Consider the following 24645-nt stretch of genomic DNA (forward strand, 5'->3'; position numbering starts at 1 on the left):
TGGGGGTCAGCGGTGCGTTAGCGTGGGTCATGAAGGCCTCCGGTCAGTGATGCGATGTGTCAACCCACATCCTGCCGGAGGCCTTCACACAACCTCAGCCCTGTTCACAACCTCCCGAGGAAGTACAGCTAGGGGTGCGCGCGAGCAGGGCGTGCGGGACGGCGGAGACCTGCTGGCCCTGAATGGCGAGGCGGTGAGCCACCGCCTGGACGACGTCGGGCGCGGCGGTTGCCGTCACAAGGCCCTGGGAGATGATGCGGGCCAGGCTCACCTCGCGCGGCAGCGGCGGGGAGGACTCGCGGGCGGCGGTCATGGCTGTCTCCCCTTAGAACAGGCGGGAGGTGGGGTCGTCCATGCCGCGCATGGCGTCGTAGTCGAGGGTGACGCAGCGGATGCCGCGGTCCTCGGCGAGCACGCGGGCCTGGGGCTTGATCGTCTGGGCGGCGAAGACGCCCTGGACGGGGGTCAGCAGCGGGTCGCGGTCGAGGAGCTCGAGGTAGCGGGTGAGCTGCTCGACGCCGTCGATCCCGCCGACGCGCTTGATCTCCACGGCCACGGAGCGGCCCTCGGGGTCCTTGGCCATGATGTCGACCGGGCCGATGGCGGTGGGGAACTCGCGGCGCACCAGGCGGTAGCCGTCGCCCAGGACCTCGATCTGCTCGGCCAGGAGCTCCTGGAGGTGGGCCTCGACGCCATCCTTGGTCAGGCCCGGGTCCACGCCGAGCTCATGGCTGACGTCGGAGATCGTCTCGAAGACGCGGATGACGAGGCGGTCGTCGGTCTTGGTGGCGCGCACCTCCCAGACCTCGCGCACACCGTCGGCGGCGGCCTCCTCATCGGGCTCGGTGACGGCGAGGCGGGCCGGGGCGCTCATCCAGTTCAGGGGCTTGTAGGAGCCGCCGTCGGAGTGGACGAGGACCGAGCCGTCGGCCTTGAGCATGAGGACGCGGGTGGCCCGGGGCAGGTGGGCATCCAGGCGGCCGGAGTAGTCGACGGAGCAGGAGGCAATGACGAGGCGCACCCGCCCACCCTAGCCGGGACGCGGCCGAGGCGGCGCGACGCCGGGGCGGGCGCACCTGAGCATCGCGTCACCCGGGCGGGCCGCTCAGGTGTGCCGGAACGCCACTGCGCGAGGGCCGGGCTCTACTGCAAGGGTTGACCGCACTGCACGGGACCCCAACCCCGATGCAGCACACCCACACCTTCGCCCAGTAGGACCCAAGGCTCGTGGAGTGCAGGCGGCAGAGTCGTCCTCAGGCCAACGCATGGGTAGTCCACGGTCATGAGCCCCGTCGAGGACGTACTTTTGCCGCGAGGACTGCCTCTTCTCGCAGATGACTGGGGTCTGGTCCCAGTGATCTGCGGGGGAACGCAGTCCTCGAGTGAAAGGTACGTCGCCGATCCGGCACCGGGGTGGTCCAGCGCGCGGAAACGCCCCTGAGACAGGGTGAGCCAGACAGCGACCCGGCTCACGAGGGCCGGTGGAGGCCAACGGGCCTCATCAGCCGGACCTCAGTACAGGCTGGGCTGCTCGGGGGAGGCGGACTCCACCCAGGCGATGAGGGCCGAGTGCGACTCCTCCATCATGGCCAGGTCGAAGCCCTCGGGGCTAGCGGTGGCATCCACGCAGTGGACCTCGACGACGCGCCCCTGCTCGCGGCGCCGCCGGCCCGCGGAGAGCTCCAGGTCCAGGCGCCTCCACACCCGTGAGGGCCGCGTGGACAGGGACATGAGCCGGTACCACTCCAGGGAGTCGAGCCGGAAGGAGGCCACCCCGCTCAGCCAGCGCTGCGCCCCGGGCGGGCGCATGGCGCACTCGAAGGAGCCGACCTGTCCGGCCAGGTAGCGCAGGCGCACCAGGAACCCGCCGGTCAGCAGCACGAGGACGATGGCGCCGATCGCCACGATCATCCATACGTGCTGCCCCATGCCTCAGACCTCCGCGTCCTGCTTCACATGGTCGGCGGCGATCGTGATGACGTCGTGGTCCACGGAGCAGAAGCCGCCGGACACCTCGATCCTGTGCGCCTCTCCGGCCACCGGGCTCAGGCGCACCGGCCCGGATCCGAGGACCGCCAGGAGGGGCTGACGGCCGGGCAGGATGCCCAGCTCCCCATCGACCAGAGGGACGGAAACCTGCGTCACCTCACCGGTCCAGGCCTCGCCCGCCGGCGAGACCACCTCAACGCTCAGGGCACTCAAGCGCGTCTCCCCCTTTCCTGCTCCTGTACCGGGCCTGACCCGAATCCTACGTCTCAGTCCTTGAGCTCGGCGGCGCGACGCTCCAGGTCCTCGATGCCACCGATGTTGAAGAAGGCCTGCTCCGGCAGGTCATCGTAGTCGCCGTCGCAGATGCGGCGGAAGGCCTCGATGGTCTCAGACAGCGGCACGGTGGAGCCGGGCACGCCGGTGAACTTCTCCGCCATGTAGGTGTTCTGGGACAGGAACTGCTCGATGCGGCGGGCTCGGGCCACCGTCACCTTGTCCTCCTCACCGAGCTCGTCGACGCCGAGGATCGCGATGATGTCCTGGAGCTCCTTGTTCTTCTGGAGGATGGACTTCACGCGGGTGGCGACGTCGTAGTGCTCCTGGCCCACGTAGCCGGGGGCCAGCAGGCGCGAGGTGGAGGTCAGCGGGTCCACGGCCGGGTAGATGCCGCGCGAGGCGATCTCACGGCTGAGCTCAGTGGTGGCGTCCAGGTGGGCGAAGGTCGTGGCCGGCGCCGGGTCGGTGTAGTCGTCGGCGGGCACGTAGATCGCCTGCAGGGAGGTGATGGAGTGGCCGCCCGCTGAGGTGATGCGCTCCTGGAGCTGACCCATCTCGTCGGCCAGGTTGGGCTGGTAGCCCACGGCCGAGGGCATGCGGCCCAGCAGCGTGGAGACCTCGGAGCCGGCCTGGGTGAAGCGGAAGATGTTGTCGATGAACAGCAGCACGTCCTGGTGCTGGACGTCGCGGAAGTACTCGGCCATGGTCAGGGCGGACAGGGCCACGCGCAGACGCGTGCCCGGCGGCTCGTCCATCTGGCCGAAGACCAGGGCGGTCTTGTCGAACACGCCGGCCTCGTCCATCTCGACGATGAGGTCGTTACCCTCACGGGTGCGCTCCCCCACCCCGGCGAACACGGAGACACCGCCGTGGTTCTGGGCCACGCGCTGGATCATCTCCTGGATGAGGACGGTCTTGCCCACGCCCGCGCCGCCGAACAGGCCGATCTTGCCGCCCTGGACGTAGGGGGTGAGCAGGTCGATGACCTTGATGCCGGTCTCGAACATCTGCTCCTTGGACTCGAGCTGGTCGAAGGCCGGGGGCTGGCGGTGGATGGGCCAGCGCTCGGTGATCTCCAGCTGCTCGCCGTCGGCGAGGTTGAGGACGTCGCCGGTGACGTTGAAGACGTGGCCCTTGGTCACGTCGCCCACGGGCACGGAGATCGGCGCGCCGGTGTCGCGCACCAGCGAGCCGCGCACCAGGCCGTCGGTGGGCTTGAGCGAGATCGTGCGCACGATGTTGTCACCCAGGTGCTGGGCGACCTCCAGGGTGATCTCGTGGGGCTCCTCGCCGGCGCTGGTGGCCTGGACGGTCACCTTGAGGGCGTTGTACATCGCCGGGATCGCATCAGGCGGGAACTCGACGTCGACGACGGCGCCGATGATGCGGGTGATGCGTCCCGTCCCGGGGGTGGTGGTGTCAGCCATGTGCGTTCTTCCGTATCTTCCAGAGCTGAGAGGGGGTCCTGCTCGGTGAGGTGAGTCTGTATGGGGTCTCGACGACGTCGGGTGCTGCCTTCGGCCTACTCGGCCCCCAGGGCGTCGGCACCCGAGACGATCTCGGTGATCTCCTGGGTGATGTCGCCCTGGCGCGCCGCATTGGCCAGGCGGGTGTAGGTGATGATGAGGTCCTCGGCGTTGTCCGTGGCCGTGTGCATGGCCTGCTGGCGGCTGGCCAGCTCGGAGGCGGCCGACTGCAGCAGGGCGTTGCGGATGCGGCTGCCCATGTAGCGGGTCAGGAGCGCGTCGAGCACCTCACCTGGACTGGGCTCGAACTCGTAGAGCGGCATGGAGCCGCCGTGCTTGGCCGCCAGCTCCTTCTCCAGGGCCTCGTTGCCGGCGTCGTCGAGCTCACCGGCCCCGGCGACGTCGACCACCTTGAGCGGCAGCATCCGGCGCACCTCGGGGACCTGGGAGACCATCGAGACGTAGCGGGTGAAGACGATGTGGACCTCGGCCACCCCGCCGGCCTCGGGCGACTGGAGGAAGTAGTCCAGCAGGGTGGTGGCCACCTCCTCGATGGCCGCGTCGCTGGGGCGGTCGGACTGTCCGGTCCAGGAGAACTCGATCGGTGTGCCCCGGAAGCTGAAGTAGCTGTGGGCGCGCCGGCCGAAGGTGAAGATGACCGGCTCCTTGCCGTCCTTGACCAGCTCCTCGATGAGGCGGCCGGTCTCGCGCAGGATGGTGGCCGAGTAGGCGCCGGCCATGCCGCGGTCGGAGGTGACCACGAGGATGGCCACGCGGTTGGTGTCCGTGCGCTCCTGGGTGATGGGGTGGTCCAGCCTGGCGTAGGAGCCCAGGGCGGCCACCGCCTGGCTCAGGGCGTGGTCGTAGGGCGAGGCCTCCTGCGCGTTGCGGCGCGCCTGCCCGATCCGGGACGAGGCGATGAGCTCCATCGCCCGGAACACCTTCTGGAGGGTCTGGGTCGATCGAATGCGCTGCTTGTAGACGCGCTGGTTACCTGCCACGTCAGCCCCTCTTGACCACGAGCTGCTCGGTGGTTCTCTCGGCGGTGGGCTCCTCCTCGGGGGCGGCGACCTGGGCGTCGAGCATCTGCTCGCCGGAGGCGAAGGTGCGCCGGAAGGTCTCCACGGCCTCGACGAGGGCCTGCTCGGTGTCCTCCTCCAGCTGACCGGTGGACTCGATGGTGTCCAGGATGTCGGTGTTGCGCCGCAGGTAGTCCAGGAAGGCCGCCTCGAAGGGCAGGACGTCGGCGACGTCGAGGTCGTCGAGGTAGCCCTTGGTCCCGGCCCAGACGCTGGCGACCTGCTCGGCCACCGGGTAGGGCGTGTACTGGGGCTGCTTGAGCAGCTCCATGAGGCGCTCGCCGCGGGTGAGCTGGGCGCGGGTGGCGGCGTCCAGGTCGGAGGCGAACATGGCGAAGGCCTGCATGGAGCGGTACTGGGCCAGCGTGATCTTGAGGGTTCCGGCGACCTTCTTCATGGCCTTGACCTGGGCGGCGCCGCCCACGCGGGACACGGAGATGCCGACGTCGACGGCGGGGCGCTGGTCGGCGTTGAACAGGTCGGACTGGAGGAAGATCTGCCCGTCGGTGATGGAGATGACGTTGGTGGGGATGTAGGCCGAGACGTCGTTGGCCTTGGTCTCGATGATCGGCAGTCCGGTCATGGAGCCGGCCCCCAGGTCGTCGGAGAGCTTGGAGCAGCGCTCCAGCAGGCGCGAGTGCAGGTAGAAGACGTCACCGGGGTAGGCCTCACGGCCCGGCGGGCGGCGCAGCAGCAGGGAGACTGCGCGGTAGGCCTCGGCCTGCTTGGACAGGTCGTCGAAGACGATGAGGACGTGCTTGCCCTGGTACATCCAGTGCTGGCCGATGGCCGAGCCCGTGTAGGGCGAGAGGTACTTGAAGCCGGCCGGGTCGGAGGCCGGGGAGGCCACGATCGTGGTGTACTCCAGGGCGCCGCGCTCCTCCAGGACGGCGCGCACGGAGGCGATGGTGGAGCCCTTCTGGCCGGTGGCCACGTAGATGCAGCGCACCTGCTTGTCCGGGTCACCGGTCTCCCAGGCGGCCTTCTGGTTGAGGATCGTGTCCAGGGCGATGGCGGTCTTGCCGGTCTGGCGGTCGCCGATGATGAGCTGGCGCTGGCCGCGGCCGATCGGGATCATCGAGTCGATGGCCTTGAGCCCGGTCTGAAGGGGCTCGTGGACGGACTTGCGGGACATGACCCCGGGGGCCTGGAGCTCCAGGGCGCGGCGGCCCTCGGCCTCGATCTCGCCCAGGCCGTCGATGGGCCGGCCCAGCGGGTCGACGACGCGGCCCAGGTAGGCGTCCCCCACGGGCACGGACAGGACCTCTCCGGTGCGGCGCACGACCTGGCCCTCGTCGATGCCGTCGAAGGAGCCCAGGACGACGACGCCGATCTTGCGCTCCTCGAGGTTCATGGCCAGGCCCGCGGTGCCGTCCTCGAAGGTGAGCAGCTCGTTGGCCATGACGCCGGGCAGGCCCTCGACGTGCGCGATGCCGTCAGCGGCGAAGACGACGTGCCCGACCTCCTCGGCCGCGACCTCGGCGGGCTTGTAGGACTCGGCGAACTCGTTCAGGGCCGAGCGGATCTCCTCGGGCCTGATGGTCAGCTCTGCCATCTCGTCTCCTTGCTGGTTGCGTTCTGGGGGCCGGCGGCGCGAGGCGAGGGCGGCGTCGGCGCGGGGTGGGTGGTGAAGTTGTGGTCTCCGGTGCGTGACCGGTTCGCAGCGGGTGCGGCTGCGGTGGGAGCTATCCGGCCAGGCGGGTGCGCAGCTCGGCGACGGCGCCGCGCACGGTGTGGTCCAGGACGTGGTTGCGGATCATGACGCGCGCCCCGCCGATGACCTCGGGGTCGACCTCGCAGTTGAGGTCGATGCGGGTGCCCAGGCGGCGCTCCAGGATGGTGCGCAGACGCGCCTCCTGGGCCGTGGTCATGGGGATGGCCGTGACGACGTCGGCGATGGTGCGGTGACGCATGGCGGCGGCCAGCTCGACGACGCGGCGCAGGTTGCGCAGCGGCCCGCCCTCGGCGCGGTGGCGCACGCACCAGCGCACCAGGCTCATGGCCGGGGCGCTGATGTGGGGGCCGAAGACGGACTCGGCCAGACGGACCCGGGCCTCGGTGCGGGTGCGCCGGGAGGGTGCCAGGGCCTCGCGCAGCTCGCGGTTGTCGGCGACCTGCTCGTGGACCTCGAAGAGCTGCTGCTCGATCTCGCCGGTGGTGCCGTCGACGTGGGCGCCGGCGAGGATCGCCTCGATGCCCAGGTCGTGGAGGGCGGAGATGAGGTCGACCGGCTTGGACCAGCGGCCGCGGACCATGGCGCTGAGCAGGTCGACGACGCGCTCATCCGCGCTCCCGGTGAAGAGCCGTCGGGCCAGGGCCGCCTTGTCCTCGGGCTCGCGGCCCGGGTCGGTCAGCGGCCCGGACAGCGAGTGGACCGCGACCTGGTGGGCCAGGGCGAGGATCTGGCGCCCGAGCTCCTGGCCCTCGACGCCCGCCGCCGTGAGTACCGGGCTCCAGGCCTGGCTCACGGTCTCGCGGGTGGCGGCGGTTCCGGTCCTCACTGCCTCTCCTCCGTGGTGGGCTCGGAGGCGGAACCGGCGGTCACGGACGCGTCAACGCCCTCGACGGGGGGCATGTCCTCGAGCTCGTCGAGGAAGCGGTCGATGACGCGCTCGGACAGGGCCGTGTCCTTGAGCTGCTCGCCGACGATGCGCTCGGCCAGGGTGGAGGCGAGCATGCCGACGTCGGTGCGCAGGGAGATCTGCGCGGCCTGCTTGTCCGCGAGGATCTGGCGCTGGGCGCCCTCCAGGACGCCGGCGGCCTCGGCCTGGGCGTCGGCGCGGGCCTGGGCGATGATGTCCTTGGCCTCGCTCTGGGCGTTGTCGCGGATGCGGGCGGCCTCGCGGCGGGCCTCGTCCACCAGCCGGGCGGCGCGCTTCTCGGCGTCGGCCTGGTCCTGCTCGGCCTTGTCGGCCAGGTCGAGGCCCTCCTGGATGCGCTTGGCGCGCTCGTCCAGGACGGCGTAGAGCCGGGGCAGGGCGTAGCGGCCCACCACCAGGAGGATGAGCAGGAGGACGACCGCCGCCCAGAAGATCTCGTAGAGCGGGGGCAGGATGAAGGCCGTGCCTCCCCCCTGCCCGCCCTCGGCAGCCAGGGGAAGCATCAGCGAACGACGAGCGGCAGGACGAAGCCGATGAGGCCCAGGGCCTCGACCATGCCCGCGCCGATGATCATGTTGGTGAACAGGCGTCCGGCCACCTCGGGCTGACGGGCCGTGGCCTCCTGGGTCTTGCCGACCAGCAGGCCGATGCCGATGCCCGGGCCGAGCGTGGCCAGGCCGTAGCCGACGTATGCGAGCGCGGTGAGGGACATGTGTGGTTCCTTCTTTCTGGCGCCGGGTGGCGCGTGGGGTCGGTGGGTCGTGAAGAGTCTGGGGCGAGGAGTCGGCAGCGTCTAGTGGGCCTCGATGGAGAGCTTGATGTAGACGGCGCTGAGGATCGTGAAGATGTAGGCCTGCAGGACGGCGACGAAGACCTCGAACAGCGTCACCACGATCATGGCGGCGCCGGTCAGGAGACTGATCGTCGAGGAGGCCTGCAGGTGCAGGAGCAGGCTGGTGGTGCCGAAGAAGGTCATACCGAGCAGCAGGTGCCCGGAGACCATGTTGCACAGCAGACGCAGGGTGAGCGTCACCGGCCGCACGATGAAGTTCGAGAGGAACTCGATGGGGGTGATGAGCAGGTACATCGCCTTGGGCAGACCGGGCGGGAAGAGCTGGGAGGCGAAGAAGTGCCCGGCCCCCTGCTCCTTGATGCCGGCTCCGATGAAGGTGATGTAGGTCAGGGCCGCGAACACCATGGGCACGGCCACCACGGAGGAGGCGGCGATATTGAGTCCCGGGATGATGCCGGAGAGGTTCATCGCCAGCACCCCCAGGAAGAGGGTGCCCAGCAGAGGCGCGAAGCGGCGTCCGTTCTTGTTGCCCAGGAGCATGAGGGCGACGTTGCTGCGCACGAAGTCGGCGATGATCTCCAGCGGCGCCTGGCCGCGTCCGGGGACCATCCGGAACCGGCGTGCGGCGGCGACCCCCAGGGTCAGGCACAGGAGGCCCCCCATGACGAGGCGCACGAAGGTGAGCCGGTTGAACTCCAGGAGGGTGCCCTGGCCGAAGATCGCCTCGGGGAAGAAGTCCTCGACGCTGGGCGAGTGAGGGTGCTGGGTGAAGGCGGGCACGGCGGTCGCCGCGATGACCGCGACCAGGATGACCAGGAGCACCCAGTACCACAGCGGCTTGACGAACGGCTTGGCGTCAGCCGTCCGCGGCGCGGCAGCGTCGTCGACTGCTGCGCCGTTCTCGGTGACGGTGTTGGTGGACAGGAGATCCTCCCGAATGTCTCTCACGCTTCGAGGTCTGTCCTCACAGGCCTGCTAACCACTGGCAATGCTAGCGCTTAGGGATGTTTCAACGAAGCGAACTGGCAGGCTTCCTGCTGGCCACCATGGCTGCCGCGTTCCGCGGAGGAACCTGCGCCTCGGTCAGGACCGGTCCGTCGAGTCTCCCCGCATCGGCTCCACGGCAAGGATTCGCGCCTGTGCCAGGACAGTCGCCTCGGCGAGCATGCCCACCAGGATCGCAGCGATGAGTGAGAGCCCAATCACTCTGATGTCGAGTCCCAGGGCCCGCCCTCCCAGGAGCGCCACGGCCAGGATTGCGACCTTTCCCAGGTACCCGCCCGCCATCCAGACCACGAGGACCCCCATGCCGGAGCGGACCATGCGGTCCAGGAACCACCAGGTCGCGGCCAGCAGCACCGTCGTCGAGCCCACGGCGGCCGGCAGCGTGCCCAGCGGGCGGGCCACGGCGCCGCGGGCACCGCCGATGAGGCACCACAGGGCCTCACCGACCACGAGGACCACGGCGGCCACGGTGAGGATCCGGCGCAGACGGGCGGAGGCCTCGCGCAGGGTGCGGGTGTTGGCGCTGCCCGACTCACTCACTCCACTCACCGGTGCGTCCCCTCAGCCGGTCCGGACGAGGCCGGCACAGCGGCCCCGTGCGGCGCCTGCCCCTCTGCCGGGCGCGTCACCTCACCGGTTCCCGACACGTTGCGGGAGATGACGATCCGCTGCTCCTGGCGGTCCTGACGGCGCCGCAGCGCCGAGCGCAGGCCGTGACGCACCCCGGGCATGAGGTCGACGGTGACGACGAAGGCGAACAGGACCGCGATGGCGGCTCCGACCATCACCCAGGGCAGGGGGAAGAAGGCCATCGCGGCCACGGGGAAGGAGGCGACGGCGGCCCACAGGTACATGACCAGAACGGCGCGGCGGTGGGAGTGCCCGGCCGCCAGGAGCCGGTGGTGCATGTGCATGCGGTCGGGATGGGTGGGGCTGAGCCCCTTGCGGGTGCGGCGAACGATCGCCATGAGCATGTCGGTCAGGGGCAGCAGGAGGATGGCCAGCGGCAGGAGGATCGGCATGAAGGCGGGCAGGGCGCGTGAGCCGTCGAAGCTGCCGGGGTCGATCTGCCCGGTGACGATGATGGTGGAGGCGGCCGAGACCAGGCCCAGCTGCATCGCCCCGGAGTCGCCCATGAAGATGGTGGCCGGGTTGAAGTTGTGGGGCAGGAAGCCCAGGCACACGCCGATGAGCGCGGCCACGATCGTGGCGGCCAGGGAGCTGTAGGAGCCCGGGCTCGTGGCGCGGGTGAGGACGTAGGTGTAGAGGAAGAAGGCGGTCGAGCCGATCCCGATGATGCCGGCGGCCAGCCCGTCGAGCCCGTCGACGAAGTTGACGGCGTTGATGGCGGCCACGACGACGATGACGGTGGAGATGAGGGACAGGCGCGAGGAGCCGATCGTCAGCCCCGCCACCGGGAAGGTGAGGAGCTGGACCCCCTGCCAGGCCATGACGCCGGCGGCCAGGATCTGGCCTGCGAGCTTGGTCATCCAGTCCAGCTCCCACAGGTCGTCGACGACGCCGAGCAGGCACACCAGCCCCGCCCCTAGGACCACGGCCCAGGCGCTGGAGTCGATGACGTCGGAGAGGTAGGGGATCTGGGAGGCCACGGAGATCGCTGAGAACAGGCCGAAGAACATGGCGACCCCGCCCAGGCGCGGGATGGGGGTGGAGTGGACGTCGCGGGCCCGCACCGGGGTGAGCGCGTTGCCCACCAGGGCGACGTGCCGGACGATCGGCACGGCCACATAGGTGGTCACGGTGGCGATGGCCATGACCAGGAGGTAGACCCTCACGCGCCCACCTCCGTCCTGTCGTCCGCTGTGTCCGCTGTGTCCGCTGCGTCCGCCCGCCCGACCAGGTCGACGCCGGCTTTCCGCGCCAGGTCCGCGGGCGTCAGGACTCCCTGGCGCAGGACGCGGGGGGCGCGGGCGTGCACTCCGGCGAGGGTGACGATGGTGGAGGGGACCGGGCCGGGGGTGGCCCCGCCGTCGAGCAGGAGGATGTCCCCGCCCCCGGCGGCGCCGGCGGCACGGACCCGTCCGGGGAAGGCGGCACGGGCGGAGGCGGCGTCGGTGGCGGGCGGTGCGCCGGTGGGGTTGGCGGAGGTGACCGCGAGTGGTCCGCTGGCGCCCAGGAGCTCCAGGGCGAGCTCGTGGTCGGGCATGCGCACGGCGATGGTGCCGCCGGTCTCCCCCAGGTCCCAGGTCAGGGACTCATCGGCGGTAAGGATGAGGGTGAGCGGCCCGGGCCAGAAGACGTCCATGAGGGCGCGGGCGGCGTCGGGAACCTCGGAGACGACGCCGTCCAGGTCGGCGGGGTCGGCCACGAGCACCGGCGGTGGCATCCGGCGTCCGCGCCCCTTGGCGGCCAGCAGTCGCTCGACCGCCCCGGCGTCGGCGGCCTCGCATCCGATGCCGTAGACGGTGTCCGTGGGCAGGATGACGAGCCCGCCCGCGCGCAGGTGCTCGCAGGCCGGACCGATGGGGTCGGGGTGGGGATGAGCGGTGCTCGCGGAGGGCTGCGGGGGGTGGCTCACGTCCCGCATCCTGCCACGGATCGGGCCGGTGGCGGGACAGTGCGACGGTGTGGGCCGGGCCGCGATGCCGGACCGTCACCTGACGCAACCGTCCATCACCTGCGAGTACCCCGGCCCGGCCCGGTTGAGACGATGCGGCTAGACGATGCGGCGGGCCATGGCCCAGCGGGTGAGCTCGTTGCGGTTGGACAGCTGGAGCTTGCGCAGGACCGCGGAGACGTGGGTCTCGACGGTCTTGACCGAGATGAACAGCTCGGAGGCGCACTCCTTGTAGGTGTAGCCGCGGGCGATGAGTCGCATGACCTCCCGCTCGCGCGCCGAGAGACGGTCGAGCTCGGTGTCGGCCACGGCCACCTCCCCCGCCCCGGCGCCGAAGGCGTCCAGGACGAAGCCGGCCAGGCGCGGGGAGAAGGCGGCGTCTCCCGCGGCCACGCGCCGCACGGCCTGGGCCAGGTCCTCCGTGGAGATGGCCTTGGTGACGTAGCCGCGGGCGCCGGCCCGGATGACGCCGACGACGTCGTCGCTGGCGTCGGAGACGCTCAGCGCCAGGAAGCGCGTCTCGGGCACGTCCTGGCAGGAGACGACGACCTCGGCCCCTCCCCCGCCGTTGCCTCCGGGCAGGTGGACGTCGAGCAGGACGACGTCGGGCCTCAGTGCGTGGACGGCGGCGACGGCGCCCTCGACGTCGTCGGCCTCGGCGATGACGTCCAGGTCGGGGGCGTGGGCCGTCAGCTCGGAGCGGACCCCGGAGCGGACCAGGGCGTGGTCGTCGACGACCAGGACGCGCAGGGGCGCGGTCGTCGCAGCGGTCGGGTGGTTGTCTGACGGGGTGCCGGCGGGTGTGTCAGCCATGGGCCTTCCTGGTGGTGACGTCGGTGGGGTGTGACGGGGACAACGATAGGCGGGGACAGGCGGGGACAGGCGGGAGGGTGCGGCTCAGGCGGGCAGGGACAGGGCCACCTCCGTGCCGGTGGCCATGCGGCGCACCCTGGCGCTGCCGCCGTGGCGCTCCATGCGGGCGATGATGGACTCGCGCACGCCGTGGCGGTCCTCGGCGATGGCATCGAGGTCGAATCCGGGACCGTGGTCGCGCACGAACACCTCGAGGCGCTGGTCGCCGGCCTCGACGTAGAGGGAGACCGGCGCGGCGCCGTGGCGCACGGCGTTGGACAGGGCCTCGCGGGTGGCGGCGACGATGACCTCGGTGTCGCGGTCGGGGGTCCGGTCGCCGACGCACACGGTGTCGACGGCCACGCCGTGGCGGTCCTCGATCTCGCCGGCCAGGTCGGTGAAGGCGTCGGCCGCGGAGGTGCCCGGCGCGGGGCGGTCGGTGTAGAGCCAGGCGCGCAGCTCGCGCTCCTGGGAGCGGGCCAGGCGGGCGACCGTCTCGGGCTCGTCGGCGCGCTTGCGGATGAGGGTGAGGGTCTGCAGGACCGAGTCGTGCAGGTGGGCGGCGATGTCGGCGCGCTCGGCCTCGCGGATCTCGGCGGCGCGGGTGTCGGCCAGGGCCCGGTTGGTCCGCAGCCACAGGGGCGCCAGGACCACGCCGATCCCGGCCACGAGCGCCCCTCCGGTGACGAGCCCGGAGATGAGCTTGTAGGGGGAGCTGTCCGCGGCCACCCATACCAGGATGCCGACGACGGCCAGGCACACTCCGCCGGCGACCCGCACGACGGCACCCAGGTTGCGGTCCGGTCCCACGAGGTTGTCCATCTGGGACCAGGCCAGGGCCGCCCCCGCGATGATGACGATGACGATTCCCACCGCGCCGACCCGGTCCAGCAGCCCGAAGCGCCAGGAGGCCAGGAAGAGTGCGGCCAGCAGGAGCGAGCCGCCGTCGATGACCGTCTGCGACAGACCGGGAACGGAGCCGCCGTCTGCCCCGTGGCCTTCAGCGCCGACGCCGTCCGCGGCGCGGGTGGCCAGGCGGGCCCGGGAGACCTGCGAGGCCGAGCCGGATCCTGCCGGGGCGCTCTCTCCGGGCAGGGTCGCCCACAGCAGGGCGTAGAGGAAGGCGCCCGCACCGCCGCCGAGCGCGAGGACGGCCATGGCCGCACGGACGTAGCGCACGGGGATTCCCAGATGGAGGCTCAGCCCCGCGCAGACCCCGGCGATGCGGGCGGGCCTGCGCAGCCGGGCGGCCTCCTCGGGCAGGTCGGCCGGGGCCGGCCCCAGATGGTGGGGCAGGCGTCGCAGAGGGGGACGCTGCGGGGGCGGGGGCGGGCTCCACGGGCGTCCCGGCCCCGCAGGCTGCGCGCCCCACTGCTGAGCTGTCGTCATGGCACCATCGTGGCACGTCAGGGGTCCCGGTCCGGCCGTCCCCCGGGGGTTTCGGGGGACAATCGGGGATCATTCAGGGGGTCCCCTGATCGTGGGGAGCGGCGTCGACACGAAGAATTGATGACATGAACGACATGCCCACTCCCCCGTCTGACGGCGACTCCGCCGCCGACTCCTCATTCCCCGGCTTCTCCACCGGCAACGCAGGCAACAACGCCGGCGCCACCGGTCCTCAGCCCGGCCCCGCGCCCTCCTACCAGCAGTACGGGCCGTCTCAGTACGGTCCCGACGGCGCCGCGAGCCGCCGCTTCTTCGACTCACTGCGCGGCTCGGGCCTCATGCGCACCAACGACCGCTGGATCGCCGGGGTGGCCGGCGGCGTCGCCCACCGCTTCGGCCTGGACCCCATCCTGGTGCGCTGCGTGTGGGTGGTGCTCTCGATCTTCTCCGGCGTCGGACTGGTCCTCTACGGCGTGGCCTGGGCGCTCCTGCCCGAGGAGTCCGATGGGCGCATCCACCTGGAGGAGGCCCTCTCCGGCCGTTTCAACGCCGGTCTGGCGGGCGCCATCGGTGCCACGATCGTCGGCATGTCGACGATCGACAACGGCTTCATCCCCGGCTGGTACGTCAATCTGTGGGGCATTCCGGGCATCGCCGCTCCGGTGTGGTCGCTCTTCTGGTTGGGGCTGACGGTCCTGGCCGTCATCTTCGCCATCCGATTCGTCCAGAACCGTCGCGGCGGCAGGCGTGCGTCCCAGGACCCCCGGGGCCCCCAGGGAGCACAGGGACCGCAGGGACCGCAGCCCTGGCAGACCACCCGGAACAGCACCGCGCAGGCACCGGGGCCCCGCCCTGGCGCCCAGACGGGCCAGGCAGGGGCCGCCTCGGCGGCCTCGGACTCCGCCGTACCCTCCGGCTCCCCCGTCTTCACCGCTCCCGGCTCCGGGGCCTCGACCTTCAACGGCCCCGTCAACGGTCCGGCCTGGCAGAACCGCTCCTACCGCCAGCACCAGCACTACCGGCCGGCTCCCATGCCGGTCCGTCCGCCGCGCCCGCGCCGTCCCGGCCCCGATTCCTCGATCTCCCTGGCGGTACTGGGCCTGGGGCTCCTGACCGGAGCGGGCGTCTGGTACGGCACGGCGACCCACCGCCTTGGACTGCTCCAGGGCCAGTTCATCCTCATCGGCACCCTGGTCGCGCTCCTGGGCGCAGGCATCGTCATCAGTGGTCTGCGCCGTCGTGGCGGCGGCTGGATGACGGTACTGGGCTGGCCGGCCTTGTTCGTCATGGCGATCCCGGCTCTCGTGACCGCCTCGGTCGTGCCCACCAGCCTGGCCCGCATGCCCTTCGGAACCATCACCAACGAGGCCACCTACGACTCGAGCACGGTGACCTGGAAGGAGCTGACGTCATCGGCCAGCAGCGGCACCGTCACCCACAGCAAGGAGGTCGGCAACCTCACCCTGGACCTGCGCGACATGCCCGCCGATGAGGCCGGCAGGCTCTCCACGATCAACGCTCACCTCGACGTCGGACGCCTGATCATCAAGACCGACGGCAACCAGCGGGTGACGGTCAAGACCGACATCGACATGGGCGCGATCGAGTCGCGGGTCTCCCGGGCCTGGAGCGTCGACGGAAGACAGATGGAGAAGGACGACGAGAGCCCGACCAGCTACGACGTGGGCGGTGCAACCGTTCCCGCCTACAGGAACTCCCAGGGTGGCCTGAACGTCACGTCCACCTTGACCTCCCCCGGCGGCGAGGACGGCCGGCCGGCGATCACGATCAACGCCTCGGTGGACACCGGGACGATCGAGGTCGAGGAGCACAGCGGCGCCGTCTCCTGGTACGGCAACATCGAGGAGTCCGTGTGGATCGTGAGCTTCTGGACTGACGAGAAAGGGGAGTCCCACCACGGCGCCCTCCCGGTTCCGGGCATGAGCCACCAGGCCGTCACGGCCGACGACGCCGAGGCCTGCATCCGCACGGCCCACGAGAGCGAGGACGAGGCCAACCGCAGCGAGGGCGTCACCTGGCGCAACCCGTCCGACCTCACCTCCAAGGAGCGCGCCTCCTACGACGCCTGCGTGCAGAAGGCCCTGTCCGAGCAGCCCACTGCGCAGCCGAGTGCTTCCGGGACGACCACACCAGCGCCGTCCCCGGCCCCGACTGAGCAGCAGCCTCCCGCCGACGCCCCGGCGGACGCCGGCTGATCGGCTCACCCGCCCACGCTCCGGCACTCGCTCCAGACACCCAGACCTCTTACTCGGGCACTGCCCGAACCTCACGCAAGGAGACCCCCATGAGCAGCACCTCGTCCGCGACCTCGCCAGACGACACGAGCACAGACACCACCGAGAATCCCACCGAGAATCTCACTGAGAACCCCACTGAGGACACCTCTGAGAACCCCACGGCACCCCTCCCCGCCTCGGCAGACACCCAGCCCCTGACTCAGCCACCGACCCAGCCGCTGACTCAACCGCTGACTCAGCCACCGACCATGCCGCTTCCCGCCTCCGACGGCGTGGCCACCGACGTCCTGAGCACCGGGGAGGCACCGGACGACAGCGTCCCGGACGCTCCCTCGGCTGACGCCGAGACCACCGAGACCGAGGCGATGGCGGTCACTGACACCATCACCTCTCCGGCCTCGAGCTCGGCCTCGAACCAGGACGGTTTCTCCACCGCCTTCGATGCCGCCCCCTTCGGTCAGGACGGCAGGAACGGCAGGAGCCGCAGCGCGTCAGCGGATTCGGCACCCGCGTCGTCGGCACCCGACTCGGTGTGGAGCGCCGGGACGGTGGCCGGCAAGGACCAGCAGCCGCAGGCTCCCAGCGACATCAGGGGATCCACGCTCCTGTGGGGGGCGTTCCTGCTCCTGGTGGGCGGGCTGCTCATCGCGGCGGGCCTGGGGCTGCGCTTCGACTTCACGACGACGGCCATCGTCTGCCTGGCGGGACTGGGAGCCCTGCTCGTCGTCGCCGCCCTCATTCCCAAACGGCGCCACAGCACCAAGGCCTGATCCGACCGGACTTACGTCCGCGCGGACGCACCTGAGAATTCGCAACCGTCCCGGCACGGTGGGCACGCGATCCCTCGGTGCGTCCGCGCGGACGTACCATGACAAAGAAGCGACAGACGGCTCACCGTCTCCACGATTCTTTGCCAGGCCGATGAGAGCGAGGGGTGCTGATGGCTGAGACCGCGTTCTCCGTGCTCATGATCCTGCTCCTGGGCGCGGCGGGGATATTGCTCCTGGTCATGGGGTGCAGGATGTCTCAGCGCAGACTCCCGCCGAACTCGTGGGCCGGAGTGCGGTACGCGGTGGCCCTCCAGTCCGAGGAGAACTGGTACGAGATGCAGGCCCAGTGCGCGACGGCCACGGCAGGCCTGGGCGTCGTCCTCATCGACTCCGCCGTCCTGTTCGCCATTCAGGCGTTTCTCCGCGACACGATCTCAGTCGTGATCCCCATGGTCGTCATGCTGATTCAGGTGGCTGCCGGCATCGCGCTGCTTCACGTGCGAGCCCGCAAGTACCGAACGCACCTTCTGAGAAATGCGAAGTGAACCCATCTAGACAACCGACGTCAGATAAATTCAAGAAGGACGCACCTCCGGGAGATCGTCAGCAACACCCCCTCATAAAAATCAAGAACTTAAGGGCGTAAGACACTTTATCCCGATCCTCGAACAATAATTCTTCCGTAAGTCACAGCACGTCCTGACCACGGATCCTCAACCATGGTGCGAATCCAGTCCGAATAATAGTCGCATATTTTTTATGCGGAAACGCTCTCCGGAGTATCTCGTGTCGGCCGCAACATCATTCTTAATGGTCCATATTTTGAGATCAACCTGACCGTCAACCCAGGAGCGAGCTACCGTTCAGTTACTCCCATTTCGATTCATTTCGATTCCCTTCTACCGCACACAAGGAACCGCTATGCGCAAACTCGTTCGTCGCCATCGCCTCACCACCATGCTGGGCGGAGCAGTGATCGCTGGATCATGCGCATTGGCAGGATGCTCTTCCGGAGGCAGTACGGCAGGGGCGCCCGCAAGCAGCTCCGCGACACAGTCGATCAGCGCTTCCCCAACTCCCACGGCCAAGAACGTGACAGTGTCACCCGAATCCGTCTCAGACACGGAACTGGGTTACATAGTCACCGAAGTCACCCCCGAGATGACAGACGAGAAGCTTCCGGTCCTCAAGGCCTCCGTCGCCTACGACCAAGCACTCTGGCGCCTCAATATCACCGGAAAGTCCGCCGACAATCCCGACTCACTTGCGATCGACAAGGCCCGGGATGACCTCATCGAGAATCCAGAATTTCCGAGGAGAGTACACCGCACAGCACCCATCAAGGTGTCGATTGACATCGTGGACTTTGAAGCCAATAGACGCGACCTCGCCCAGGTGACCACCTGTCTCGATCTGAACGAGAGCAAGGCGGTCAACACCAAGGGTGAGGACGTCACCATGTCGACGGATATAGGAAAGTACAGAGTCGAAACGACGCTGGTTCTAAATGACGACAAAAAATGGGTGGTGAAGCAGCAACGTACCGCCGATGTGGGGACGTGCGGTAATGACACCTCCTCGGCCAGCCCCTCGACCGCGACCCAGCAGTCGACTGCTGGAGCCACCTCCAGTCACACAGGCGGCTGATGCCGCAGCATTGTCATCAGGCGAGGTGACCTGGGTCCGAGCTTGTTGCCGAAGCATGGCCCTCCCGCTCATCAGCCCTGGTAGACGATCTTGGCCTTGACGTCGTCGACGGCCTCCTCGCCCAGGTAGTGGCGCACGATCTCCAGGCCGAAGTCGATGGCGGTGCCCATGCCGCGGGAGGTGATGACGGGGCCGTCGGTCACCACGGCGGCCTGACTGACCTGTGCTCCGTGGTCGGCCAGGACGCCGATGAAGCCGGGGTTCGACGTCGCCTGACGCCCCTCGAGCAGGCCCAGTTCGGCCAGGATCGAGGGGGCGGCGCAGATGGCGGCCACCGGTCGTCCGGCGCGGACCCGCTCGGTGACCTCGGCCATGAGCGGCTCGACGGCCTTGAGGTTGGGGGTGCCGGGGATGCCGCCGGGCAGGACGAGCATGTCGTAGTCGGCCAGGTCCGCCTCGGCCAGGGTGAGGTCGCAGGTGACCACGATGTTGTGGGAGGAGGTGACGGTCCGCTCGGGGGTCACGGAGATCATCGTCGTCGGGATGCCGGCGCGGAAGAGGACGTCCACGGTCGCCAGCGCCTCGACCTCCTCCAGTCCCGGCGCGATGAGGACGGCGACGGACTTGTCGGTCCTCTGGTCGGTGGGCGCGTGGAAAGCGGGCATGTCTCCTCCAGGAAGGTCGTCTCAGCGGTGTGCGGCTGCCGCCATCACCCTACGCGCCCACGGTGCCGGCCGGGAAGGCGACGGCTCGGGGCGCAGAATCAGCGCTGGCGCAGGAGGTACTGCTCGGCGCGCTCCAGGATCGGACGGGCGGTCTCGGGCGCGTAGACGCTCAGGCCCCCGTCGGAGACGGGCAGCTCGACTCCGCCGTCGCCGCCGATGGTGACCGGCTCGTGCCCGCCCAGGACGCAGACCCACTGCTCGCCGGCGTGCCGGGCTCCGACGTGGAGTCGCTTGGCGCCTGCGCGGCGGTCGGACAGGACGACGGCGAGTCCGGAACCGGGGTGGGCGTCGTCGCCCTCGCGTGCGAAGCCGACGACGTCGGGCTCGTCGAGGGCGTCGTGCTGGGGACCGTGGGCCAGGGCGCGCCGCATGGTCATGAGCAGCGGCAGTTCGGTGACGGCCGGCAGGTCGCCGGTCTCGGGCGTGCCGAACAGGTCACCCCAGAAGACGCAGGGGGTTCCGGCCTCGCGCAGGAGGATGAGGGCGTAGGCCGACGGCTTGAACCACGACTCGATGGTGGAGGCCAGCGACTGGCCCGGCTGGGTGTCGTGGTTCTCCACGAAGGTGACGGCGCGCGCGGGGTCGGTGGCCACGAGGGTGCCCTCGAAGAGGCGGGACAGGTCGACGTCGCCGTTGGAGGTGGAGGCGGCGTGCAGGTGGAAGTGGAGGGGGACGTCGAACAGGCTCGTGAAGGGGACGGCCTCCAGGTAGCCCTCCAGCTCGGCGACGTCGCGGGACCAGTACTCGCCCACGGCCGGCAGGGCGCGCCCGGTGGCGCGGCGCAGCTCGGGCAGCCAGCGGGCGAAGAAGTCGGCGCCGACGTGCTTGAGGGCGTCCAGGCGCAGGCCGTCGACGCCGGTGGTCTCCACGTACCAGCGCCCCCAGCGGTCCATCTCGGCGCTGACGGCGGGGTCGGTGACGTGGACGTCGGAGCCCATGAGGTAGTCGTAGTTGCCGAGCTCGTCGGTGACGTTCTCGTTCCACTGCTTGCCCTCGAAGAGCCACACGCCCTTGAGCCGGCGGGCCTCGTCCCAGTCGGTGCCGTGGAAGCAGGTCCAGTCCCAGGTGAAGTCCGAGTAGGCGCCGGCGCGCCCCGGGAAGGTGTAGCGGGTCCAGGCCGTGATCTCCTCGGCCTCGCCGATGGGGCGAAGCCGGTCGTGAGGGTCGACCGGGGTGGCGCGCACGACCTCGGTGTCGTCGCCGCCCATGCGGTGGTTGAGGACGATGTCGGCCACGACGCTGACGCCCGCGGCGTGCAGGGCCTCGATGGCGGCCAGGTAGTCCTCCTTGGTTCCGTACTTGGTGGGGATGGTGCCCTTCTGGTCGAACTCGCCCAGGTCGTAGGTGTCGTAGACGCCGTAGCCGACGTCCTCCACGCCGGCCTGTCCCTTGTAGGCGGGCGGCAGCCAGGCCGAGCTGACCCCGCAGTCGGCCAGGAGGGCGGCGTTGTCGGCCAGGAGACGCCAGTGGCCGGCGTCGGCGGGCAGGTCCCAGGCGAAGGCCTGGAGCAGGAGGGGGTTGACGACGTCGTCCGTGTGGGCGGGGCGGGGCTGGGCGTGGTTCTCGGTCACGGCACCGATGCTGCCAGTCCGCTCCCGACGGCGAAAGCCGAACGGGCAACCGAAGGGTGCGCTCACCTCTGGCCGGGGACATTCGGCGCCGTCGGGGACAGAATTTCTGTCCCCGCACGTGCAAGATGTCCCCGGCCAGGAAAATGTGCACCCCTACGCGCAGGATGTCCCCACCAGCCGAGCCCGCACATCCCTCTGATACCACTTTGGTACCACCTGTTAGTCTTGGTGCGTGGCGATGACACTGCGCTTGAGCAAGGAGGATGAGCGCCTTCTGACACTCCTGGCACAGGAGGACGGGATCAGCCGTCAGGAGGCGACGATCCGGGCGATCCACGAGGCGGCCGCGCGCCGCGGGCATGAGCAGCGGGTCAAGAAGGCTTCCGCCCGCGTCCGCAGCCGGTACGCCGATGTCCTGGAACGCCTCGGCCGCTGATCGGTCGCCGACCAACCGCAGATGATCGAGTACCTGACACTCGAGGACGCCCTCTCACTCATCGAGGATCTCGCCGTGGGACCGGTCCGGGATCTCGGCCTGCTTGACTCGGCGCTGCACCGGCCTGCGGCCACTCTCTGGGGACGCGACGCCTACGCCACGATCGACGAGAAGGCTGCGGCCCTGCTCGACTCCCTGGTCCTCAATCATCCGCTGGTAGACGGCAACAAGCGGTTGGGATGGTTGGCCACACTGGTCTTTCTCGATGTCAACGGCCACTGGATCGAGGCTCCCGACGACGACGCCTACCAGCTGGTGATCGCTGTCGCGGCTGGAGAGCTGTCGCTGGAGGAGATCACCAAGGCTCTCGCACGATGGCATGGTCGCGGCCCGGAGTAGATCCGGAGTGGATCAGGCAGGAGGGAGCAGGGCTGCGACGTCGTCGAGCTGGGCGGCGATCTCGGTGAAGTCCCGGTCCAGGTCGAGGGTGCGCACGTGGAAGCGGTGCCCGGTCTCCGTCCAGGTCTCGCGGATCGGCGGGTCGACGGTGGTCTGGGCATAGAGCAGCATGCCCTCGACCTCGCGCCCGCTCTGGCGGGGGTCGCTGGCCTCGTGCATGACGTAGCTGTAGATCTGGTTGCGGTTGGCCGGGGACAGGATCTGCCTGTCGAAACGGGACCCGAGGATCCGTCCGTAGCACTTGGTGTCGATGATGAGGGTGCGCGCCGCCCCGGTCAGGACGATGTCCGTGTGCAGTCCCGGCAGGAAGACCGGGGCGTCCTCGATGCCGCCGCTCACCCACGGGGCCCCGGCACGCAGGTGGGGATGATGGCGCCGGAAGTAGGCCAGGACGAAGCGCTCGTAGAGGGCGCTCAGCTCCTGAGGGTCGAGGAGGTCCGCGAGGGCGACTGCGCCGTCGGCACTGCTGAGCAGCCGCTGGTCCAGGACGAGCCGGCACACCCCCATGAGCAGCCGGTAGGAGCGGTTGCCGCGGTGGAAGCGCAGCGTCTCCCAGCGAAGGCATCCGAGCTCGCTCGCGCTCATCAGCTCGACGCCGCCCATGACGAGCAGCGTGGACTTCAGCCTGGTCCTGCGAGCCGAGGTGATGTCGCCGTGCAGGATCAGGCGCAGGGCGGCGGTCTTGAGGAGCCGGTTCATGAGGGTGTTCTCGGTACGTTCGTCGTAGCCGCAGCGCATGAGCCCCTTGCGGCGGGCCTGCAGCCGCAAGGTGGCGGCGGGGTCGATGCGTCCCCGCACGAGCGCCAGGTCCTCGGTGAAGGACTCGTAGTCCCGCTCGAAGCCGCGTCGACGCTGGTTGTCGAGTCCCTCGGCGAGGACGGCGGCGAGCAGGTCGTGGGCATGATCGAAGTCCTCAGCAGCCAGGCGCCGGTGCTCACCGGTCTCCAACGCGGTGAAGGCGTAGGCGAGCATGTAGTAGACGTTCTTGAGCAGCACGGTGCTGGGGCCCTCGGGGTGGGGCCGGCCGGGCTCCCCGTTGGCTACCCGGCCGGGGGATGCGGTGGCCGTCACAGCAGGACGCTCTCCAGCTGGTGAATGCTCTCCTCCATGGCGGCCCGGTTATCGAACCAGTACTCGCGCACCAGCGGTTCGAGCTCGTAGCGCACCACCGAGGCGACGTCCGCGTCTGCAGCGCCCTCTGCGCTCCCGGAGCCCCTGGGCGGCAGGCACAGGTAGGAGTGGCCGATCTGGAACCCGGGCCCGAGGGTCTCGTCCTCGATGATCCGCTGGTTGAGGCGACGTACAACGTCGACCAGAGCCTCCAGCCTCGGGCTGCCCACGGCCGCGACGTGCCGGAGGAAGCCGGGGTGGTCGAGGGCCGGTTTCATCTCGAAGAAGGCGAAGCGGCGCCGCAGCGCGTAGTCGATGAGAGCCAGGCCCCGGTCGGCCGTATTCATCATGCCGATGAGGTGGAGCCGCTCCGGGACGGCCAGCAGCTCCCCGGAGACCGGCAGGCGCAGTGCATCCCCGCGGTGCTCGGCCTCGATGAGCATGAGCAGCTCGCCGAAGGCCTTGGAGATGTTGGCGCGGTTGATCTCGTCGATGATGAACACGTAGTCCCGACCCGGCTCCGCGGCGGCACGCCGGCAGAACCTGGCGAACACGCCCTCGACGGCCGCGAACCCGCCCTCGCTCGTGGGCCGCAGCCCGACGACGACGTCCTCGTAGGCGGTCGACTGGTGGAACTGCACCATCTCCACCCGCGAGTCGTCCACCTGCCCCATGAGCGCATAGGCCAGGCGCTTGGCCGCGAAGGTCTTGCCCGCCCCGGGAGCGCCCTGAAGGATGAGGTTCTTCTTGCGTCGCAGCAGCCCGAGCATCTGCTCCAGGTCCTCGGGATCGAGAAAGACCTCCTCCAGGAAATTCTCTCGCGTGTAGAGGTCGACGACGTCACCGCTGACCCGATCGGCGTCCTCAGCGCCCGGGGCCTGGATGGAGTCCGGGGACGGCGCCAGTTCCTCGCGCTCCCTGAACAGCGACTCGAGCTGGGCCGGGTTGTAGCTCGTGTTCTCCGTGACACGTTGCAGGGTCACGGCGCCGACCCGACGGTCGAGCGTCCAGGAGCCGATATGCGTCCACTCGACGTCGCGCACACAGCGGTAGGAGGACCGGACGTCGTCGTAGCGGAACCCTGAGCGGACGATGCCGCGTCCGATGATCTCGGTCGGAGTGCGCCGGGCGTAGACGACGTCGCCGGGGCGGATGGTGTGGGCGAAGTCCCGGATCATTCTCGCCGCGCCCCTCGGGCGCCCTCCCCAGTCCCCATAGCTGGACTCCAGTGCCTCGATGATCGCCTCCTCGTTCGGGTAGCGCGTGGGGTCACCGATCCGGTCCCAGTTGAGGGCCATGATCCCGGCCGTCTGAAACTCCTCCCACTTCCCGGCGCCCTCGCCGGGGACGTAGAGCCAGTACCGGCGCTCCTGCTCCTCAGCCGTCTCAGGCGTGTCCTCGGCCGACGTCGTCACCGACTCGCTCATGGTTCCTCCTCATCACCCGTGCTCGCGGCGCTGCGAGCACGTCCAGGGAGAATAGTAGTGCCACCGTCGGCCATCAGTACCAGCCGGGTGCGGCCACCTCCGGCCGGGGGCATTCCACGCGGCCAGGTGCGCTCACCTCCGGGCGGGGACATTCGACGCCGTCGGGGACAGAAATCCTGCACCCGTACGCGTGGCATGTCCCCGGCCAGAAGAAT

26 protein-coding genes are annotated in these 24645 nt (G+C 69.8%); 6 read left to right on the plus strand and 20 right to left on the minus strand.

All coding sequences use genetic code 11. The features are described from left to right. Positions 1-94 precede the first annotated feature (94 nt). The 16 genes from HCR68_RS08940 to HCR68_RS09015 form a co-directional block, all read right to left on the minus strand. Positions 95-313, minus strand: a complete 219-nt coding sequence (locus tag HCR68_RS08940) for a hypothetical protein (RefSeq protein ID WP_243859023.1) — start codon at positions 311-313, stop codon at positions 95-97. A gap of 12 nt (positions 314-325) precedes the next feature. Then, positions 326-1021 (minus strand): endonuclease NucS, encoded by a 696-nt coding sequence (nucS, locus tag HCR68_RS08945; protein ID WP_167148713.1) that lies wholly within the window; start codon positions 1019-1021, stop codon positions 326-328. 491 nt (positions 1022-1512) lie between these two features. Then, positions 1513-1929, minus strand: coding sequence for a DUF2550 family protein (locus HCR68_RS08950; protein WP_167148715.1), 417 nt, complete (start codon positions 1927-1929; stop codon positions 1513-1515). A gap of 3 nt (positions 1930-1932) precedes the next feature. After that, positions 1933-2202 (minus strand): ATP synthase F1 subunit epsilon, encoded by a 270-nt coding sequence (atpC, locus tag HCR68_RS08955; protein ID WP_167148717.1) that lies wholly within the window; start codon positions 2200-2202, stop codon positions 1933-1935. A gap of 53 nt (positions 2203-2255) precedes the next feature. Continuing rightward, a complete protein-coding gene (atpD, locus tag HCR68_RS08960) occupies positions 2256-3692 on the minus strand; it encodes a F0F1 ATP synthase subunit beta (RefSeq protein WP_167148719.1) in 1437 nt (478 codons plus the stop codon). Between the two features lie 95 nt (positions 3693-3787). Continuing rightward, complete coding sequence (locus HCR68_RS08965) at positions 3788-4732, minus strand: F0F1 ATP synthase subunit gamma (protein ID WP_167148721.1); 945 nt, start codon at positions 4730-4732, stop codon at positions 3788-3790. A 1-nt stretch (position 4733) separates the two neighbouring features. Then, complete coding sequence (gene atpA / locus HCR68_RS08970) at positions 4734-6365, minus strand: F0F1 ATP synthase subunit alpha (protein WP_167148723.1); 1632 nt, start codon at positions 6363-6365, stop codon at positions 4734-4736. A gap of 130 nt (positions 6366-6495) precedes the next feature. Continuing rightward, the gene (locus HCR68_RS08975) at positions 6496-7311 is read right to left on the minus strand and encodes a F0F1 ATP synthase subunit delta (protein WP_167148725.1); all 816 of its coding nucleotides are present in this window, start codon (positions 7309-7311) and stop codon (positions 6496-6498) included. Then, positions 7308-7913, minus strand: coding sequence for a F0F1 ATP synthase subunit B (locus HCR68_RS08980; RefSeq protein WP_167148727.1), 606 nt, complete (start codon positions 7911-7913; stop codon positions 7308-7310). Before HCR68_RS08980 ends, HCR68_RS08975 begins: the two co-directional genes overlap by 4 nt. Beyond that, positions 7913-8122, minus strand: coding sequence for an ATP synthase F0 subunit C (gene atpE / locus HCR68_RS08985; RefSeq protein WP_126412978.1), 210 nt, complete (start codon positions 8120-8122; stop codon positions 7913-7915). Before atpE ends, HCR68_RS08980 begins: the two co-directional genes overlap by 1 nt. An 81-nt stretch (positions 8123-8203) precedes the next feature. Further along, positions 8204-9037: a F0F1 ATP synthase subunit A gene (gene atpB, locus HCR68_RS08990; protein ID WP_243859029.1), complete on the minus strand. Its 834-nt coding sequence runs from the start codon at positions 9035-9037 to the stop codon at positions 8204-8206. A gap of 249 nt (positions 9038-9286) precedes the next feature. Next, positions 9287-9757: a pseudouridine synthase gene (locus tag HCR68_RS08995; protein WP_347878323.1), complete on the minus strand. Its 471-nt coding sequence runs from the start codon at positions 9755-9757 to the stop codon at positions 9287-9289. Further along, positions 9754-11004: an MraY family glycosyltransferase gene (locus HCR68_RS09000; protein ID WP_167148729.1), complete on the minus strand. Its 1251-nt coding sequence runs from the start codon at positions 11002-11004 to the stop codon at positions 9754-9756. Before HCR68_RS09000 ends, HCR68_RS08995 begins: the two co-directional genes overlap by 4 nt. Beyond that, positions 11001-11756: an L-threonylcarbamoyladenylate synthase gene (locus tag HCR68_RS09005; protein ID WP_167148731.1), complete on the minus strand. Its 756-nt coding sequence runs from the start codon at positions 11754-11756 to the stop codon at positions 11001-11003. Before HCR68_RS09005 ends, HCR68_RS09000 begins: the two co-directional genes overlap by 4 nt. A gap of 129 nt (positions 11757-11885) precedes the next feature. Beyond that, complete coding sequence (locus tag HCR68_RS09010; RefSeq protein ID WP_208320550.1) at positions 11886-12599, minus strand: response regulator transcription factor; 714 nt, start codon at positions 12597-12599, stop codon at positions 11886-11888. An 84-nt stretch (positions 12600-12683) separates the two neighbouring features. Next, positions 12684-14027, minus strand: coding sequence for an ATP-binding protein (locus tag HCR68_RS09015; RefSeq protein WP_243859024.1), 1344 nt, complete (start codon positions 14025-14027; stop codon positions 12684-12686). Between the two features lie 125 nt (positions 14028-14152). Between HCR68_RS09015 and HCR68_RS09020 the strand changes: the two genes are divergently transcribed. The 4 genes from HCR68_RS09020 to HCR68_RS09035 all read left to right on the plus strand — a co-directional run bounded on the left by HCR68_RS09020 (position 14153) and on the right by HCR68_RS09035 (position 18702). Next, entirely contained in the window at positions 14153-16243 is a 2091-nt protein-coding gene (locus HCR68_RS09020; protein WP_167148733.1) for a PspC domain-containing protein, read from the plus strand. 89 nt (positions 16244-16332) lie between these two features. Further along, on the plus strand, positions 16333-17055 hold the full coding sequence (locus HCR68_RS09025) for a hypothetical protein (protein ID WP_167148735.1): 723 nt from the start codon (positions 16333-16335) through the stop codon (positions 17053-17055). A 170-nt stretch (positions 17056-17225) separates the two neighbouring features. Next, positions 17226-17600, plus strand: a complete 375-nt coding sequence (locus HCR68_RS09030; RefSeq protein ID WP_167148737.1) for an SdpI family protein — start codon at positions 17226-17228, stop codon at positions 17598-17600. 376 nt (positions 17601-17976) lie between these two features. Then, entirely contained in the window at positions 17977-18702 is a 726-nt protein-coding gene (locus tag HCR68_RS09035) for a hypothetical protein (RefSeq protein ID WP_167148739.1), read from the plus strand. Positions 18703-18773: 71 nt separating this feature from the next. Here the strand turns inward: HCR68_RS09035 and HCR68_RS09040 are convergent, their stop codons facing one another. Both HCR68_RS09040 and HCR68_RS09045 read right to left on the minus strand, forming a co-directional pair. Then, positions 18774-19367, minus strand: a complete 594-nt coding sequence (locus HCR68_RS09040; protein ID WP_167148741.1) for a DJ-1 family glyoxalase III — start codon at positions 19365-19367, stop codon at positions 18774-18776. A gap of 98 nt (positions 19368-19465) precedes the next feature. Continuing rightward, positions 19466-20998 (minus strand): alpha-amylase, encoded by a 1533-nt coding sequence (locus tag HCR68_RS09045; protein ID WP_167148743.1) that lies wholly within the window; start codon positions 20996-20998, stop codon positions 19466-19468. Between the two features lie 238 nt (positions 20999-21236). Between HCR68_RS09045 and HCR68_RS09050 the strand changes: the two genes are divergently transcribed. Together HCR68_RS09050 and HCR68_RS09055 are read left to right on the plus strand one after the other, a co-directional pair. Then, on the plus strand, positions 21237-21434 hold the full coding sequence (locus HCR68_RS09050) for a CopG family transcriptional regulator (protein ID WP_243859030.1): 198 nt from the start codon (positions 21237-21239) through the stop codon (positions 21432-21434). Between the two features lie 21 nt (positions 21435-21455). Further along, positions 21456-21833, plus strand: coding sequence for a type II toxin-antitoxin system death-on-curing family toxin (locus tag HCR68_RS09055; RefSeq protein WP_167148747.1), 378 nt, complete (start codon positions 21456-21458; stop codon positions 21831-21833). A 12-nt stretch (positions 21834-21845) separates the two neighbouring features. On the opposite strand, the gene HCR68_RS09060 is transcribed toward HCR68_RS09055, so the two are convergent. Together HCR68_RS09060 and HCR68_RS09065 are read right to left on the minus strand one after the other, a co-directional pair. Then, positions 21846-22964 (minus strand): restriction endonuclease, encoded by a 1119-nt coding sequence (locus HCR68_RS09060; RefSeq protein ID WP_208320551.1) that lies wholly within the window; start codon positions 22962-22964, stop codon positions 21846-21848. After that, complete coding sequence (locus HCR68_RS09065) at positions 22961-24430, minus strand: AAA family ATPase (protein WP_167148749.1); 1470 nt, start codon at positions 24428-24430, stop codon at positions 22961-22963. Before HCR68_RS09065 ends, HCR68_RS09060 begins: the two co-directional genes overlap by 4 nt. Positions 24431-24645: the final 215 nt, after the last annotated feature.

It is taken from the genome of Actinomyces sp. ZJ308, from assembly GCF_011752065.1.
Taxonomy (GTDB): Bacteria; Actinomycetota; Actinomycetes; order Actinomycetales; family Actinomycetaceae; genus Actinomyces.